Origin of the sequence: Campylobacter ureolyticus (assembly GCF_027277485.1) — a bacterium.
Taxonomy (GTDB): Bacteria; Campylobacterota; Campylobacteria; order Campylobacterales; family Campylobacteraceae; genus Campylobacter_B; species Campylobacter_B ureolyticus_B.
Window position 1 is genome coordinate 21,945 of the sequence record NZ_JAPXGQ010000004.1, and the last position, 17,454, is coordinate 39,398.

Genomic DNA, 17,454 nt, shown 5'->3' on the forward strand with positions numbered 1-17,454 from the left:
TTAAGCTATTTTTATAAGAAAAGGAAGTTTGAAGTGGATTTTTACAACCCAAAAGAGATTGAAGAAAAATATTATCAAATTTGTGAAAACAGAGGCTATTTTGAAGTTGATGGCAATAAAAATATCCAAAATGGAAAAAAATTCTGTATTATGATGCCACCACCAAATGTCACAGGAGTGCTTCATATCGGACATTCTTTAACTTTTACCTTGCAAGATATTATGACTCGTTACAAAAGAATGGACGGCTTTAAAACACTCTATCAACCAGGTATGGATCACGCAGGAATAGCAACTCAAAATGTTGTTGAAAAAAAACTTTTAGCAAAAGGTATCACAAAAGAGAGTCTTGGGCGTGAAAAATTCGTTGATGAAATTTGGAAATGGAAAGAAGAAAGTGGCGGCACTATCCTAAAACAGATGAGAAAACTAGGCATTACCCCTGCTTGGTCAAGACTTCGTTTTACAATGGACGATGGGCTTAAAAGTGCTGTTAGAAAGGCATTTGTAAGTCTTTATAACTCAGGTCTTATAATCCGCGGAAATTATATGGTAAATTGGTGCACGCACGACGGAGCACTAAGTGACGTAGAAGTTGAACACAAAGAGCATGTTGGAAAGCTCTATTATTTAAGATATTTTTTAAAAGATAGTGATGAGTTTGTAGTAGTTGCCACAACTCGCCCTGAAACTTACTTTGGCGACACAGCTGTTATGGTAAATCCAAACGATGAAAGATATACTAGCCTAATTGGCAAAAAAGTAGTTTTACCACTAATTGGTCGCGAAATTCAAATAATTGCCGATGAGCATGTTGATATGAGTTTTGGAACTGGCGTGGTAAAGGTAACTCCAGCGCACGATCAAAACGACTATGAAGTTGGCAACCGCCACAACCTTGAGTTTATTACAATTTTTGATGAAAAAGGTATACTAAACGATGAATGTGGTGAGTTTAAAGGACTTGAAAGACTAGACGCAAGAGAAAAAGTTGTAGCAAAACTTCAAGAAATCGGCAATATTGAAAAAACAGAAGACTATACCAATCAAGTTGGATATTGTTATCGCTGCAAAAATATCGTTGAACCATATATCTCAAAGCAGTGGTTTGTAAAAAAAGAGATTGCAACTGATGCCATAAAAGCTGTAAATGATGGCGAAGCTCAGTTTTTCCCAGCTCATTGGATAAATAGTTTTAACGCATGGATGAGAGAATTAAAGGATTGGTGTATCTCAAGACAGCTTTGGTGGGGGCATCAAATTCCTGTATTTTACTGCAATGAGTGTGGTCATGAATGGGCGGATGAAGATGAAAATCCATCATGTTGTCCAAAATGTAAAAGCAAAAATTTCTATCAAGATCCTGATGTCCTTGATACTTGGTTTAGTAGCGGACTTTGGCCATTTTCAACACTTGGTTGGGGTAATAATGAAAACTATAAAAATGAAAAATGGTTTGAGGATGACCTAAAAGAGTTTTACCCAAATACTATGCTAATAACTGGCTTCGATATTTTGTTTTTTTGGGTTGCAAGGATGATGTTTCAAAGCGAAAATGCTCTAGAAAAACTACCATTTAAGGATATCTATCTTCACGCTCTTGTTAAAACTGCAACAGGCGAAAAAATGAGCAAAAGTAGCGGTAATGTCATTGATCCACTCGTTAAAATTGATGAGTATAGTGCTGATATTTTACGCTTTACTTTGGCACTTTTATGCATTCAAGGACGCGATATTAGACTAAGCGAGGAAAAACTTATCTTAGTTAGAAATTTTACAAACAAACTATACAACGCTCATAAATTCCTGCTTTTAAATGAAAATAAATTTCCAAATTTAAGCGAGTTAGAGCTTAAAACAGAGCTTGGAATTTATATGTTTTCTCGTTTTCAAAACTGTGTGAGTGAAACTAGAAAAAACCTTGATGAATACCGATTTAACGATGCTGCAAATGAAATCTATAAATTCTTATGGGATGAATTTTGCGACTGGGGAATTGAGTTAAGCAAGGCCCAAAAAAGTGCAGTTAAAGAACTTGGTGCGATTTTTAAAGAGGCCATGAAACTTTTAAATCCTTTTATGCCTTTTTTAAGTGAATATTTGTGGCATGAGCTAAGCGGGACAAGCTTGCAAAACTCAGACTCAATTATGATAATGCCATATCCAAAAGCCAATAAACAAAACAGCGAAATTGAGGCCAAATTTAGCCTTATTATAGAAAGTATCGTAGCAATCCGCCGTGCAAAAGCGACTATTGATTTAGGAAATTCAAAAATTCCACTTGCCTATATCAAGCTAAATGAAAATATAAATTTAGAAAATGAACTTGAGTTTATAAAACTTCTTGCAAAATGCGACGATGTTAAATTTGTGAACGAGAAAGTAACTGACGCAGTGGCTGATGTAAGCCAAAATTTAAGCGTTTTTGTGCCTTTAAGCGGAGTTGATTTAAGTGAGATTTTAAAACGTCTTAACGCACAAAAAACAAAGCTTGAAAAAGAGATTTTAAAACTTGAGGGAATGCTTAAAAATGAAAAATTTATCGCTAATGCCCCAGCTGAGGTTGTGCAAACCAACCGCGAAGGACTAGAAAATGCAAAAGATCAACTTAGTAAAGTTGAAAATGAGATAAGAAGTTTGGAAGTTTGAAAATGAAAAACAAAATTTCATTTGATGATTTTTTAAAAGCTCTACAAAAAACAAATGCAACACTTGAGTATTTTGTAAATTTTAAAAAATGCTCTACAAACATAAAAAAGATCTCTGCTCATTTAAACCAATTAAATTATTTGTTAAATAAACAGGATTTAAAGTCAGAAATTGAGTTTTTATTTAATATAAATAAAGAGTGTTTTTCTGTGTTAAATTTGTTAATTGCTGTGCGAGATAAAAATACAAAACTACTTGATGAATATGGAAATTTAGTAGATTTAAAAACCTATTTTGAAGACCCAAAACAAATTTATGATTTTTTCAAACAAACAGGGCTTGAAGGAATTTTCAAAAACTCAGAAATTAAAAATTTAAATGATTATGTTTTTGGTATAGAAGTTGGCTTGGATACAAATGCTAGGAAAAATCGAGGCGGAACAAATTTTGAGAATTTAATTGCCAAAAAACTAGATAAAGAAAAAATTCAGTATAAAAAAGAGGTGCAAAGCACTAATTTTGTAGATTTGGATTTGGGAAAAGATCTAAAAAGATTTGATTTTGTTATAAAATCTAAAAATTTTACATATTTAATTGAAACAAATTTCTATAACTCTGGCGGTTCAAAATTAAACGAAGTTGCAAGAGGTTACACCGAGCTAAATGCAAAAATTTCTTTAAATAATAAATATAAATTTATTTGGATAACAGACGGACAAGGTTGGTTAAGCGCCAAAAACAAACTTGAAGAAGCCTATAAAAGTGTTGAAATTTACAACTTATTCAACTTAAAAGACTTTATTGACAAGGTAAAAAATGGCTAAATTTATAAGCAATGATAAAAAATTTATACTTTATAATGGTGATACTTTTGAAATTTTGCCGAAATTTAAAAGTAAATTTGACCTTATTTTTGCCGATCCACCCTATTTTCTTTCAAATGACGGACTTAGCATCCAAAGTGGAAAAATTGTAAGCGTAAATAAGGGCAATTGGGATAAAAGTTATGGTATCGATGAGATTGATAAGTTTAATTTAGAGTGGCTAGAAATGGCAAAAAATGCTTTAAATGACAATGGAAGCGTGATGATTAGTGGAACCTATCACAATATCTTTTCTATTGGCAGAGCTTTACAAAAACTAGATTTCAAAATTCTAAATATTATTACTTGGCAAAAGACAAATCCACCACCAAATTTCAGTTGTCGTTATCTCACTCATTCAACAGAACAAATTATTTGGGCTAGAAAGAGTGAAAAACATAAACACATTTTCAACTATGAACTTATGAAAAAGATAAATGACAATAAGCAGATGAAAGATGTTTGGGCATTTCCTGCCATTGCACCTTGGGAAAAAAGTTGTGGTAAACACCCAACTCAAAAACCTTTAAGGCTTTTAGTAAGGCTTATTTTAATGGCAAGTTATGAAAATTCAACTATCTGTGATCCATTTAGTGGAAGCTCTACAACTGGAATTGCTGCAAATTTACTAGGTCGAAATTTTATAGGAATTGAAAAAGAAAAAGAATTTATTGATATTAGTTTAGCTAGAAAAAAAGAGCTTGATGAAAACAGAGATAAAATTTTTAATAAAATTGATGACTTTAAAATTTTTAAAGAACTAAAATGAAGCCATACTACACGATAATTTTGCTAATTTTATCAAATATATTTATGACAATTGCGTGGTATGGGCATTTAAAACTTAGCAAATTACCAACTTTTAGCTCACTTAGTCTTATTTGGATAATTTTACTTAGTTGGGGAGTTGCATTTTTTGAATATTGTTTTCAAATTCCTGCAAACAGATATGGCTTTGTAGAAAATGGTGGTGCGTTTAATATATGGCAGTTAAAAGTATTGCAAGAAGTTATCACGCTAGTTGTATTTACGACATTTACACTGCTTGTTTTTAAAAATGAAACTTTAAGACTAAATCACATAATAGGTTTTATTTTTCTTGTATTGGCGGTCTATTTTATATTTAAAAAATAAAAATGCTAAAATAACCAAATTTAAAAAGGAATATAAGATGAGAAAAGTTATAGTTTTGCTATCTTTTGTCTTCACTGTTTTGCTTGGCAATGAACTTGAAATTGCTGAGAAAGCTTATGAAGCAGGAGATTATCAAAAAGTTTTTAAACACTTTAAAATTGCTTGTGATAATGGAGAGTATAGAGGTTGTGGAATTGTTGGAATTTTATATTACAATGGTCAAGGTGTAGAGCAAAATTACACAGAAGCTTCTAAATACTATAAATTAGCTTGTGATAATGGAATATATTTAGGTTGCAACAGTCTTGGATTTTTATATGCTTACGGTCAAGGTGTAAGACAAAATTACAAAGAAGCTTTTAAATACTATAAGTTAGCTTGTGATAATGAAGAACATAGAAGTTGTTACAATCTTGGAGTTTTATATGCCAATGGTCAAGGTGTAAGACAGAACTATAGCATAGCAAAGGAGCATTTCGGCAAGGCTTGCGACTTAGGTTATCAAAAAGGCTGCGATGCATTTGCAAAGCTCGACAAAAATGGCTACTAGCTATATTTTATAGGTTATTTTAAATAGGTTTTATTTTCTTGTGTTGGCGGTCTATTTTATATTTAAAAAATAAAATGTTAAAATAACCAAATTTAAAAAAAAGGAGTATGATATGAAAAAAGTTATAGTTTTACTATCTTTTCTCTGTGCTGTTTTGCTTGGCAATGAACTTGAAACTGCCATCAAAGCTTATGCAACAGGAGACTATCAAAAAGCTTTTAAACACTCTAAAATTGCTTGTGATGATGGAGGATATCAAGGTTGCACCTATCTTGGAATTTTATATGCCAATGGTCAAGGTGTAGAACAAAACTACACAGAAGCCTTTAAATACTTTAAAATTGCTTGTGATAATGGAGAATATCAAGGTTGTCATAATCTTGGATTTTTATATGAGAGTGGTAAAGGTGTAAGACAAAGCTACACAGAAGCTTTTAAATACTATAAATTAGTTTATGATAGTGGACAGTGTAGAAGTTGCACCAATCTTGGATTTTTATATGAGAGTGGTCAAGGTGTGAGACAAAATTACAAAGAAGCCTCTAAATACTATAAATTAGCTTGCGATAATAGAGACTATCAAGGTTGTCATAATCTTGGAGTTTTATATGAGAGTGGTCAAGGTGTAGAGCAAAACTATACAGAGGCTTTTAAATACTATAAATTAGTTTGCGACAGTGGAAATTATTTAGATTGCAACAATCTTGGACTTTTATATGAGAGTGGTCAAGGTGTAGAGCAAAACTATACAGAGGCTTTTAAATACTTTAAAATTGCTTGTGATTATAAAGAGTTTTCAGGTTGTGCCAATCTTGGATTTTTATATGAGAGTGGTAAAGGTGTAAGACAGAGCTATAGCATGGCAAAGGAGTATTATAGCAAGGCTTGCGACTTAGGTTCTCAACAAGGTTGTCGTGAATTTGCAACGCTTAACAAATATGGCTACTAGCTATATTTTATAGATTATTAATAGGTTTTATTTTTCTTATATTGGCGGTCTATTTTATATTTAAAAAATAAAGGAGAAATTATGCAAGGTATCATTGGTGGTTTTAGCCTTGGAACAGTTATAGCAGTGGCACTTTCATGGAGTGCAAACAAAAGTATTTTATGGGCAATAATACATGGCTTTTTAAGCTGGATTTATGTAATTTACTATTTTATAACAAAATAAAAACATGATAGAAGTTAAAAATTTAAGCAAAAGTTATGGCAACACACTTGTACTAAAAGATATAAATTTTAACATTAAAAAAGGTGAAATTTTTGGTCTTGTTGGACATAGTGGCGCTGGTAAAAGCACTCTACTTCGCTGCATAAATGGACTTGAAGACTACCAAAGTGGAAGCTTAAAAGTTGATGGCGTAGAAATAAAAGATGTAAAAGGCAAAAAATTACGAGAACTTAGAAAAGAAATCGGTATGATTTTTCAAAATTTTGCCTTAATGAATAGAAAAACTGTTTTTGAAAATGTTGCAACGCCTCTAAATTTTTGGGGTTATGATAGAAATTATACTAAAAAAAGAGTTGATGAACTTTTAGAAATCGTAGGACTTAATGATAAGAAGGATTTTTATCCAGCAGCACTTTCTGGCGGACAAAAACAACGAGTTGCCATAGCTAGAGCCTTAGCGCTAAATCCTAAAATTTTACTCTCAGACGAGGCTACTTCGGCACTTGATCCAAGTATAACAAAACAAATTTTAGCTCTTTTAAAGCGTATTAATAAAGAATTTGGCATTACTATAGTTTTAGTTACTCACGAAATGGAAGTTGTAAAAAGTATCGCTAACAAAGCTGTTCTTTTAAGCAATGGTATTATTACAAATCAAGGCGAAATTCACGAACTATTTTTAAAGCCTGATAAAAATATGCGTGAGTTTTTGGGCGAGGAAATGGTTCTTCCACAAGATGGTATAAACATAGCACTTTACTTTCCAAAAGAAGTTGCTTTTGAGTGCGTTATCACACAAATGGCGCGTGAGCTTGACTTAAATTTTAACATCGTTTGGGGAAAAATTGAGCAATTAAGCGAGCTTGTGCTTGGACACTTGGTTATAAATATAGAGCCAAAAGATAGAGAAAAAGTTATAAACTTTATTAAAAAAACTGGTGTTTTATGGGAGATAATAGAATGAAAAATAAAATATTTTCAATAATAATTGGTGCTGTTGTATTTAGCGGTTGTGTACTTAGCCAACCAGCAAAAGTAAATTTTAATCATCAAAATGAGAAGAATATCAAATATAATAACCTTTACGCAGAATGTGTAGATAAAAATGATAGTAAAAAACTGCAAGAAATCATCAATAAAAAACTTAAAGAAAAAAACATTTATGGAAATGATTTAAAATTAATTTGCGAGATTATGAATTTTGATAAAGGAAATAGAGCATTAAGGTATTTTGTAGGCTTTGGTGCAGGAAAAGCAAAACTGGAAACCAAAAATGAGCTTTTTGATATCAACGGAACAAAAATATCCGAATTTACATTATATAGTTCTGTTTCGATTGGTGCACTAGGTGGAGATGCTGAAGAATTATTTGATGCAATCACAAATAATACCATAAAACATATATCAACTGATGTTTTAAAAATAAAAAAATAATAATCTAAATAAAAGTCTAGGAATTGAAATGAAAAAATTAATTTTATTTTTACTATTTTTAGGATTATTTTTTATCTATCCATTTTTTGTCGGCGATACTATTTTTACAACTATTGATAATATATTTTTTAAAGAAAATCCATTTTTTGAAGGAATTTTTACAAATTTAAGCCAAAATTTAAAAGAACTTTTAGGAAATAAAAACTATCAAATTTGGATAAGTATTTTACTAAATGCTTCGTGGCAGACCATTTATATGAGCATAACAGCTACAGTTTTTGCTTCTATTTTTGGATTAATTCTAGCAATAATTTTAGTAATTACTAGAAAAAATGGACTTATGGAAAACAGATATGTTTATACTGTGCTTGATTTTATAGTAAATGTTGTTAGAAGTTTTCCATTTATTATATTAATTATCGTGTTATTTCCTTTTGTAAAACTCATAATAGGCACAAGTATTGGAACAAACGCTGCTATCGTTCCACTTACTATAGGAACTGCACCATTTATCGCAAGACTTATAGAAAATGCCTTAATAGAGGTTGATAATGGCGTAATAGAAGCTGCAAAAAGCTATGGTGCTAGTAAAATGCAAATTGTTTTTAAAGTTATGTTAGTTGAGGCGGTGCCATCGCTTGTAAATGTGCTAACTTTAACGCTTATTGTTGTTATTGGCTTTTCAGCGATGGCTGGAACGCTTGGTGGAGGCGGACTTGGAGATGTGGCTTTAAGATATGGATTTCAAAGATTTAATGATGATATTATGCTTTATACTGTGCTTATTTTAATTGTTATGGTTCAAATTTTTCAAATGGTTGGAAACTATATTTACAAAAAAACTAAAAAATAACAAACTTTTTAATATACGAAATTGTTTAAATAATACATTGTTTAAACAATTTCATCTCTAAAATATTATTGCCAAAGTTATAAAAGGTGTAAAAAAGTTATAAATTTACTAAAAATTTAAAAATAATATAATAATTTTTTATTCAAATAAGAATTTAACTCTTATTTTATAAAAATTTGGATATATTTTCAAAGTTATAATTTTAAACTTTAAGGAATAATCATGTCTTCATTTCAAAAGCTTGTAAAAAGCTATAAAGATAAAAATTTAGTTATTAAAATTCTAGTTGGAGTTTTTATAGGTGCAATTATTGGCTTTTTAGCTCAAAATAGCGATACTGGCTTTATAAACAGCTTAGCTGCTGCTGTTGGAACCTTAGGAAGTTTATTTGTAAGAGCTTTAAAAGCAGTTGCGCCAATTTTAGTTTTTATATTAATAGCCGCTTCATTTATAACTAGAAATTTTAGTAACACAAAAGGACTTAAATTTGTTTTAATCCTCTATCTAATAAGCACTGTTTTGGCCTCAGCCATTGGAGTAATAGCAAGCTTCATGTTTCCAACAACTTTGGTTTTAGATGTTACAGCAGCTGATGCAAGCTCAGCCCCAACTAGTATGGTAGAAGTTTTATCAGGACTTTTATTTAAAATGGTTGATAACCCTGTAAATGCTCTTACAACAGGAAATTATGTTGGAATTTTAACTTGGGCCATTGGCTTTGGTTTAGCGCTTAAATTTGCAAGCCCTGCTACTAAAAGCTTATTTGAAGACTTATCAGACGCAATCACAAAAATAGTTCAATTTATCATCCAACTTGCCCCTTTTGGTATTATGGGTCTTGTTGCAAACAGCGTTGCAACTGCTGGCGGGGAAGCTTTAATGGGATATTTAAAACTTGTTATAGTTTTAGTTGCTGCTATGGCTTTTGTTGCTTTTGTAACAAATCCACTTTTAGCAGGAATTGTTTTAAAGAAAAACCCTTATCCACTTTTATTTACTTGTCTTAAAGAAAGTGGCTTATATGCATTTTTTACAAGAAGCTCAGCTGCAAACATACCTGTAAATTTAAACCTTTGTAGAAAACTTGATTTAGATGAAGATCTTTACTCTATAACAATCCCTCTTGGAGCAAATGTAAACATGGCTGGAGCTGCGGTGGTAATTGCCATTTTAACACTTTCAGCAGTATTTACTTTAGGAATTGAAGTTAGTTTTGGAACTGCACTTTTACTTTGTTTTGTTTCAGCTCTTGGAGCTTGCGGATGTGGTGGAGTAGCTGGTGGTTCACTTATGCTTATTCCTCTTGCAACATCTTTGTTTAACATACCAAATGATATTGCTATGCAAGTAATAGCTGTTGGATTTATAATAGGCGTTATCCAAGACTCAGTTGAAACAGCAATCAACAGCTCAACTGATGTTTTATTTACAGCTGTTGCCTCAGAAGCTACAAATAATACCAAAAATTAACTAAAAAATTAGTGGTCTAAACAACCACTAATTTTAAATTTTTAAACTCGCTTTTTTACAATTACTTTTTTTTAAACAAATTTATATTAAAATATGTAAAATTTAAAAAAGGAAATATATGAATTGGAATTTAAAAGAGTTTTTTAGTAGTGAAAATGAGTTTAATGATTTTATAAAAAAAATAAAAAATGAAGCCATAATTTTTAATAAAACATATAAAAATCATTTAGAAAAACTTGATAATAGTAAATTTCTAAATGCCCTACAAACTCTTGAAAAAATAAATGAAAATATATCAAAAGCACTAACTTATCGATATCTTGCATTTGCTAAGGATACCACAAAAGGAAAAGAATTAGCAAGTAGTGAGTTAATTTGTAATGAAATTTCACAAAATTTACTATTTTTTGAAATCGAATTTAATAACCTAGAAAAAACTAAAAAAGATAAATTTATAAATGCCTCACCAAAATACAAATATCACTTAGAGCTTTTAAGCAAAGAAAAAGCTCATCAACTCTCTCTTTTAGAAGAAAAGGTTTTGCTTAAAACCTCACCTGTTGGAAGCAGTGCTTTTGCAAGACTTTTTGATGAAACAATGGCAAATTTAGATTTTGATTTTGAGGATAAAAAGATAAAAATTGAAGCTTTACTAAGCTATTTAAGCGATGAAGATAGAAATAAAAGAAAAAATGCTGCACTTAGTCTTAGCAAAACCTTAGATGCAAATTCTCATCTTTTGACATATATTTACAATATGATAAAAACTGATTTGAACATTCAAAAAGAGCTAAGAAACTACAAATTTAGCGAAAGCTCGATGCACTTATATAATCAAATTGAGAAAAAAAGTGTTGATAACCTAATAAAAGCAGTTGAGAAAAGATTTGATTTATCTATTGATTATTACGCAAAAAAGCGTGAAATTTTAGGATTTGAAGAGCTGTATGATTATGATAGATACGCTCCAATTAGAAGTGATGAAGAAATAACTTTTGAAGAATCTAAAAAAATAGTTTTAAAAGCATTTAATGAATTTAGCCCTAAATTTGGAGAAATTGCAAAAAAAGCTTTTGATGAAAACTGGATAGATGTCTATCCTGATAAAAATAAAACTAGCGGGGCATTTTCTCACTCAGCAGTAAGTAGTGTTCATCCTTTTGTAATGCTAAATTTTACAAACAAAAAAAGAGATCTTTTTACCCTTGCTCACGAGCTTGGTCATGCAATTCACCAATATTTAGCTTATAAAGTCGGATATTTTAATTCAAGCACACCACTTACCACAGCTGAAACAGCATCAGTATTTTGTGAAATGCTTGTATTTGACTATATTTATCAAAAAAGTGATGATAAAATTTCACTCCTTGCTTCAAAACTTGAAGATATTTTTGCCACACTTTATAGGCAAATTAATTTTACAACTTTTGAAAGAAGAGTGCATAATTTTGAAGGTGAGTTAAGCAAAGATGAATTGGATAAAATTTGGCTAGAAGAATCAGCTAAAATGTTTGGAAAAAGTCTAAAACTAAATGAATATTATAAATCTTGGTGGAGTTATATACCACACTTTATCCACACTCCATTTTACTGCTACAGCTACTCTTACGCTCAGCTTTTAGTTTTAGCTTTATTTGGACTTTATAAAAGTAAAAAATGTGAAAATTTTGTAGAAATTTATACTGAATTTTTAACTCTTGGTGGTAGCAAAAGTCCAAAAGAAATGGTTGAGATGTTTAACCTTGATATAAATAGTCAAGAGTTTTGGCAAATAGGACTAAATGAAGTTGAAAAATTGGTAAAAAAATTTAAGGAGCTAAAATGACCATTTTAAAAGATAGTGTTTTTTGTGATTTAATGAAAAATCATGCAAAAGAATGCCTAGAATATCTACTTGAAAAACATCGTGGTTTTAACATAGTTGTAAATTTAAAAAATGTTAAATTTAACCCAGAGCTACCAAAAGAAATAAGTGATAATTTTTCAAATTTAATAATGTTTGAACTTGGTAATTATACTTTAGAAAGTGCATTTTTAGAAGATGATTTTTTAATATTTGAAGCTGGTTTTGGAAATGAAAATTTCGCCTCAACTCTAAGTGTGCCTTTGAGCGACATAATACAAATAAATTTAAAAAATCAGCCAATTTTTATAAATTTATCAATTCAAGAAAAAAAAGATAACGAAGAGGATAAAAGAGCAAAATCAAAAAAAATATTTTCAAGCAAATAGATAAAAAACCTTATTATAAGTTATTTTTGATAAAATAAAGGTTTTATATATGGAGGAATCATTGCAAAGTATTTTACAAGGACTTAACGAGGAACAAAAAAAAGCAGCAACACACGTTGATGGAGCAATGCTTATTTTAGCTGGAGCTGGAAGTGGAAAAACAAAAACTATAACTTCTCGTCTTGCATATCTTATATCTCAAGGCATTCCTGCAAACTCTACTTTAACACTTACTTTTACAAATAAAGCAGCTCTTGAGATGAGAAATAGAGCTTTAAATCTTATAAATCAAACAAAGCTCGATGCTTATCCTTTGCTTTGCACATTTCATAAATTTGGACTTTTATTTTTGAAATTTTACATGAGTGAGTTAAAAAGAAAAAACAATTTTGTCATAATTGATACAGATGATAAGAAAAAAATCATTAAAAAATTTCAAAGTGATCTATCAACTTCAATTTTAGCAAATGAAATTTCGAAGATGAAAAACTCTCTTGTAAGCGTTGATGATGCTTTAAGCAACTCAACATTAATAAATGATTACGCTAAAAAAGAAAGTGGGTTTTATCAAAAAGTTGCAAAAGTTTATAAAGAATACGAAGATACATTAAAAAATGAAAATTTAGTTGATTTTGATGATTTACTTGGACTCCCATATAAAATTTTAGCTAAAAATAGAACACTTTGCGAAGAAATTTCACAAAAATATAGATATATAATGGTAGATGAGTATCAAGATACAAACGAATTGCAATTTAAACTTTTAGAAAAACTTTGTTTAATGCATGAAAATTTATGCGTTGTAGGAGATGATGATCAAAGCATTTATGGCTGGCGTGGCGCAAGAGTTGAAAATATTTTAAATTTCAAAGACCAGTTTAAAAATGTTACTTTAATAAAACTTGAAAATAACTATCGCTCCACTCAAAATATACTAAATACAGCAAATAACTTAATTGACTGCAATCAAAACCGCCTTGGTAAAAAATTAATCGGAACAAAAGAAAAAGGCGAAGAAGTAACTTTAATGGAAAGCGAAGATGAAAACTACGAAACAAATAAAATTTCAAATGCTATAAAAAAACTTATAAACAGCGGCGAAGAGCTTAAAAATATCGCAGTTTTATATAGAGTAAATGCTCTATCAAGAGCTTTGGAAGATGGCTTAACAAAAGCAAGAATTCCATATAAAATGGTTGGCGGAATGAAGTTTTATGAAAGAGCTGAGATAAAAGATATGATAAGCTATATAAGACTTATTTTAAATCCAAATGATGATTTTTCACTAAGAAGGATTATAAATCGCCCAAAAAGAGGCGTTGGTGCAGCTTCTCTTGAAAAACTTGAAAATATTGCAAAAAATCAAAATTTACCATTATTTGAAACTTTAAATAACACTTCAAATCTAGGTAAAAAATCACAATTAATGCTTACACAATTATATGAAGATATTTTAGAGCTAAAAGAAAAAGATAATTTTTATGATATTATTAACGAACTTGATGAAACTTTTAAACTTAAAGAATTTTACAAAGAACTCCCAGAAGGTGATGATAAAATAGCCAATATCGATGAGTTTTTAGCAATGCTTAAAGATGCACTTGTAAATGAACCAAATTTTGACCTAGAAGAGTTTTTAAACGAACTAAGTCTTCAAAGCGAGCAAGATAACATAAGTGAAGATGGCATTAGTATAATGAGCGTTCACGCAAGCAAAGGCTTAGAATTTAACCATCTTTTTGTAATAGGGATGGAGGAGGGATTTTTCCCTTTAATTGGAGATCACACTGATATTGAAGAAGAAAGAAGACTTGCTTATGTGGCAATAACAAGAGCTAAAAAAACACTAACTTTAAGCTATTCTAACTCAAGGTTTTATAAAGGAAAAAGACAAAATCTTGATAAAAGTAGGTTTTTAAGTGAATCTGGACTCTGTGAAAGTGCATTAGTATTTGAAAAAAGTACTAGTTTTAAAAAAGGCGATTTAGTAAAACATAAACTTTTTGGAATTGGTCGCGTTACAAATGTTGGTGAATATAAAAATGAACTCAAACTTAGTATAAATTTTGGCGGAATTCACAGAGATATAATATCGAGTTTTGTGGAAAAAGTAGTATGAATGCTTTATTTGTTGCAAATAAGCCAATAGGAATTTCATCAAATTTTTTTCTTAGTAAATTAAAAAGAAAATACGGCGTTAAAAAAGCAGGTTTTTCAGGCACACTTGATCCATTTGCAAGTGGAAATTTAATAATTGCGTTTGGTGATTATACAAAATTTTTCAGATTTTTAGATAAAGAGCCAAAGGTCTACAAAGCAACACTTTGGCTTGGAGCAAAAAGTAAAAGTTTAGATAGTGAGAATATACAAAGTATTAAAAATATCTCTTTATTTGATAAATCAATTATTGAAATGATAGTAAAAAATTTACAAGGCGAGCTAACATATACTCCGCCTAAGTTTTCAGCTAAAAAGATTAATGGAAAAAGAGCCTATGAGATGGCTAGAAATGATGAAGAGTTTGAACTTAAAGAGTGTAAAATGAATATTTATGAATCTAAAATAATAAATTATTCACACCCTTTTTTAACCATTCTTTTAAGTGTCAGCGAAGGAGCTTATATAAGAAGTTATGCCGAACTTTTTAGTAAAAAACTTGGATGCGATATCACCCTAAGTGCTTTAAATAGAGTGAGTGAAGGAAAATTTAAATATGAAAATGAAAAATTTTTAAATCCATTTGAATATTTAAATTTGAAAGAAAACTTTTATTTAGGCGATTTAGATGATGTGATTTTAGGTAAAAAGCTAAATTTTAAAAATTTTAAATTTTTAGATGATGGTGAGTATTTGCTAAATTTAGGCGAATTCTACTCCATTGTACAAATAGAAAATAACCAAGTAAAATATCTTTGGAATAGGATAAAAATTTGAAAAGTTATGCAAAACTTAATATTTTTTTAAAGATAACTGGAACAAGAGGAAATTATCACGAAATTTCATCACGCTTTATCTTATATAAAAGTCTTTTTGATAAAATTTACTTTGAAAAGTCAGAGTTTCAACACAGCGGCGAAGATTTAAATATAATATCAAATATTAAAATTAATGGAGAAAATATTATAAATAAAGCTTTTAAAGAGCTTTTAAAAACAAAATTTAAAGATAAAATTTCTGATTTTTTTAAAACTCATAAGGTGATTTTAGAAAAAAATATTCCGATGGGTGCAGGACTTGGGGGCGGCAGCTCAAATGCTGCGGCATTTTTAAATTTAACAGATCAAACCCTAAATTTAAACTTTTCAAAAAAAGAGTTAATCGAAATTTCAAAAAATATTGGAAGCGATGTGGCTTTTTTTATAACTGAGTTTGAAAGTGCAAATGTAAGTGGTGTTGGCGAAATAGTAGAAAATTTTAATGATGATATTCCAAATTTAGAAGTATTTACACCAAGTATTTTTGCCTCAACGCCTGAAATTTATGCTAAATTTAGAGCTGATTTTATGAATAAGATCGATTTAAATTTAGCCAAAAAATTAAAAAATCTATCAACAAAAGAGATTTTAAAAAAATATAAAAATTATGAACTAAACGATCTTTTAGCTCCATTTCAAGCTATAAACCCAAATTTTAAGTTAAAAGAAAATGAGTTTTTTAGTGGGAGTGGGAGCAGTTATTTTAAAATAAAAGGGAAAATTTGAAAGTATTAGCAAAAAATAAAAAAGCTTTTTTTGACTATGAAATTTTAGAAAAATTTGAAGCCGGTGTTGTGCTTAAAGGCAGCGAAGTAAAAGCTTTAAGAGCTGGCAGAGCAAACCTTAAAGATAGCTTTGTAAGAATTATAAAAGGCGAACTTTTTTTACTAAATGCGCATATTAGCCATTTAAATACGACAAATCCATACTATAAGCCAGATGAAAAAGCTCCTAGAAAACTTTTGATGCATAGATATCAAATCGATAAACTTCTTGGTATGGTAACAAAAGATGGGCTTACAATAGTTGCGTTATTGCTTTATTTAAATAATAAAAATATAATAAAAGTTCAAATTGCTATTGCAAAAGGAAAAACTTTGCATGATAAAAGAGAAACCTTAAAAAGAAAAACTGCCGATAAAGAGGCAAAAATAGCAATGGCAAATTTTAAAAAAGGTAAAATTTAAAAAAGGAAAAATTATGAAAAAGTATTTATTAACATTACTGGCAGCATTTTTAATATTTGGTTGTTCAAATGAAAAAGAACAAAAACAAGAAAATATCTCAATATCCCAAGATAAAAGCTATTTTAAAGTTGGTGAAAAAATAACTTTAAAAAATATTTTAGGAAAAGAAGTAACCATTGTAAGAACTCAAAAAGGTTTTAAGCTTGATGGCGAAAATAAACTTTTGATGATAGATATATTTGGAACATTTTGTAAGCCTTGCCAAACAGAAGCTCCACATTTAATGGATTTTCAACTAAATAACAAAGATGACTTTATGATGATTGGACTAATTCATTTTGAAGAAGTAAGTGATGAGTATATAATGGAAAATTTTGCTAAAAAATATAATGCATATTATTTTATAGCAAATTCCGATAAAAACCCAAATGAAGAAATAATTAATCAAATTTTATCTGATTTAAACTATCAAAGAAGCCTAACAGTGCCATTTAAAGTTATGTATAACCAAAATGGAGAGCTTGAAAAGCTATCAAATTTCAACAATCCAGCAGGTGAATACTACTACAATGGTGCAATAAGCACAAGTGTTTTAAAAGATGATTTTGAAAGAATTAACAATGCAAGAAGTAAAAACTAATGAAGTTGTAGAAACAAAAGATAAAAAAGAGCTATTTTTTCCAACTTTATATGATGTGATTTTACACAATGATGATAAAACAACAATGGATTTTGTAGTTGATATCATCGTGCAAATTTTTAATAAAACCACAGATGAGGCAGTGAATTTGATGCTTAAAATTCACAACCAAGGACTTGCAGTTTGTGGAACATACACAAAAGAAATTGCCCTAACAAAACAAAATGAAGTTTTAATGGCATCAAAAGTGGCAAATTTCCCACTAAAATGCACAGTAAAAGAAAAAAGATAAT

General features: G+C 29.7%; 19 protein-coding genes. All 19 read left to right on the top strand.

The features are described 5' to 3' along the window. Positions 1-33 precede the first annotated feature (33 nt). The 19 genes from O6B72_RS02850 (at position 34) to O6B72_RS02940 (ending at position 17,453) form a co-directional block, all read left to right on the top strand. Entirely contained in the window at positions 34-2,649 is a 2,616-nt protein-coding gene (locus tag O6B72_RS02850) for a valine--tRNA ligase (RefSeq protein ID WP_269492158.1), read from the top strand. A gap of 2 nt (positions 2,650-2,651) precedes the next feature. Beyond that, entirely contained in the window at positions 2,652-3,473 is an 822-nt protein-coding gene (locus O6B72_RS02855; protein ID WP_024962003.1) for a type II restriction endonuclease, read from the top strand. Then, the gene (locus O6B72_RS02860; protein WP_024962002.1) at positions 3,466-4,281 is read left to right on the top strand and encodes a DNA-methyltransferase; all 816 of its coding nucleotides are present in this window, start codon (positions 3,466-3,468) and stop codon (positions 4,279-4,281) included. The genes O6B72_RS02855 and O6B72_RS02860 overlap by 8 nt, the downstream gene beginning before the upstream one ends. Beyond that, positions 4,278-4,646, top strand: a complete 369-nt coding sequence (locus O6B72_RS02865) for a DMT family protein (protein WP_024962001.1) — start codon at positions 4,278-4,280, stop codon at positions 4,644-4,646. The genes O6B72_RS02860 and O6B72_RS02865 overlap by 4 nt, the downstream gene beginning before the upstream one ends. 37 nt (positions 4,647-4,683) lie before the next feature. Next, positions 4,684-5,196, top strand: coding sequence for a tetratricopeptide repeat protein (locus tag O6B72_RS02870; RefSeq protein ID WP_269492160.1), 513 nt, complete (start codon positions 4,684-4,686; stop codon positions 5,194-5,196). Between the two features lie 112 nt (positions 5,197-5,308). Then, positions 5,309-6,145, top strand: a complete 837-nt coding sequence (locus O6B72_RS02875) for an SEL1-like repeat protein (RefSeq protein ID WP_269492161.1) — start codon at positions 5,309-5,311, stop codon at positions 6,143-6,145. Between the two features lie 81 nt (positions 6,146-6,226). After that, entirely contained in the window at positions 6,227-6,370 is a 144-nt protein-coding gene (locus O6B72_RS02880; RefSeq protein WP_016647427.1) for a hypothetical protein, read from the top strand. Positions 6,371-6,374: 4 nt separating this feature from the next. Then, positions 6,375-7,334 carry a methionine ABC transporter ATP-binding protein gene (locus O6B72_RS02885; protein WP_269492162.1) on the top strand — a complete coding sequence of 320 codons (960 nt, stop codon included), beginning with the start codon at positions 6,375-6,377 and terminating at the stop codon, positions 7,332-7,334. Then, the gene (locus O6B72_RS02890) at positions 7,331-7,804 is read left to right on the top strand and encodes a DUF4410 domain-containing protein (protein ID WP_269492164.1); all 474 of its coding nucleotides are present in this window, start codon (positions 7,331-7,333) and stop codon (positions 7,802-7,804) included. The genes O6B72_RS02885 and O6B72_RS02890 overlap by 4 nt, the downstream gene beginning before the upstream one ends. 28 nt (positions 7,805-7,832) lie before the next feature. Beyond that, a complete protein-coding gene (locus O6B72_RS02895; protein WP_257876487.1) occupies positions 7,833-8,657 on the top strand; it encodes a methionine ABC transporter permease in 825 nt (274 codons plus the stop codon). Positions 8,658-8,879: 222 nt separating this feature from the next. Next, the gene (sstT, locus tag O6B72_RS02900; RefSeq protein ID WP_101636856.1) at positions 8,880-10,127 is read left to right on the top strand and encodes a serine/threonine transporter SstT; all 1,248 of its coding nucleotides are present in this window, start codon (positions 8,880-8,882) and stop codon (positions 10,125-10,127) included. A 118-nt stretch (positions 10,128-10,245) separates the two neighbouring features. Next, positions 10,246-11,952 carry a M3 family oligoendopeptidase gene (locus O6B72_RS02905; protein WP_269492165.1) on the top strand — a complete coding sequence of 569 codons (1,707 nt, stop codon included), beginning with the start codon at positions 10,246-10,248 and terminating at the stop codon, positions 11,950-11,952. Beyond that, positions 11,949-12,359 carry a hypothetical protein gene (locus tag O6B72_RS02910; RefSeq protein WP_269480212.1) on the top strand — a complete coding sequence of 137 codons (411 nt, stop codon included), beginning with the start codon at positions 11,949-11,951 and terminating at the stop codon, positions 12,357-12,359. The genes O6B72_RS02905 and O6B72_RS02910 overlap by 4 nt, the downstream gene beginning before the upstream one ends. Before the next feature lie 49 nt (positions 12,360-12,408). Next, entirely contained in the window at positions 12,409-14,478 is a 2,070-nt protein-coding gene (locus O6B72_RS02915) for an ATP-dependent helicase (protein ID WP_269480213.1), read from the top strand. Further along, positions 14,475-15,293 (top strand): tRNA pseudouridine(55) synthase TruB, encoded by an 819-nt coding sequence (truB, locus tag O6B72_RS02920; protein ID WP_258298827.1) that lies wholly within the window; start codon positions 14,475-14,477, stop codon positions 15,291-15,293. The genes O6B72_RS02915 and truB overlap by 4 nt, the downstream gene beginning before the upstream one ends. After that, the gene (locus O6B72_RS02925) at positions 15,290-16,060 is read left to right on the top strand and encodes a 4-(cytidine 5'-diphospho)-2-C-methyl-D-erythritol kinase (RefSeq protein ID WP_269492166.1); all 771 of its coding nucleotides are present in this window, start codon (positions 15,290-15,292) and stop codon (positions 16,058-16,060) included. The genes truB and O6B72_RS02925 overlap by 4 nt, the downstream gene beginning before the upstream one ends. Next, positions 16,057-16,521 carry an SsrA-binding protein SmpB gene (gene smpB, locus O6B72_RS02930; RefSeq protein ID WP_050334310.1) on the top strand — a complete coding sequence of 155 codons (465 nt, stop codon included), beginning with the start codon at positions 16,057-16,059 and terminating at the stop codon, positions 16,519-16,521. The genes O6B72_RS02925 and smpB overlap by 4 nt, the downstream gene beginning before the upstream one ends. Before the next feature lie 13 nt (positions 16,522-16,534). Beyond that, complete coding sequence (locus O6B72_RS02935) at positions 16,535-17,161, top strand: thioredoxin domain-containing protein (protein ID WP_050334307.1); 627 nt, start codon at positions 16,535-16,537, stop codon at positions 17,159-17,161. Beyond that, a complete protein-coding gene (locus O6B72_RS02940) occupies positions 17,142-17,453 on the top strand; it encodes an ATP-dependent Clp protease adaptor ClpS (protein WP_034907995.1) in 312 nt (103 codons plus the stop codon). Before O6B72_RS02935 ends, O6B72_RS02940 begins: the two co-directional genes overlap by 20 nt. Position 17,454 lies beyond the last annotated feature (1 nt).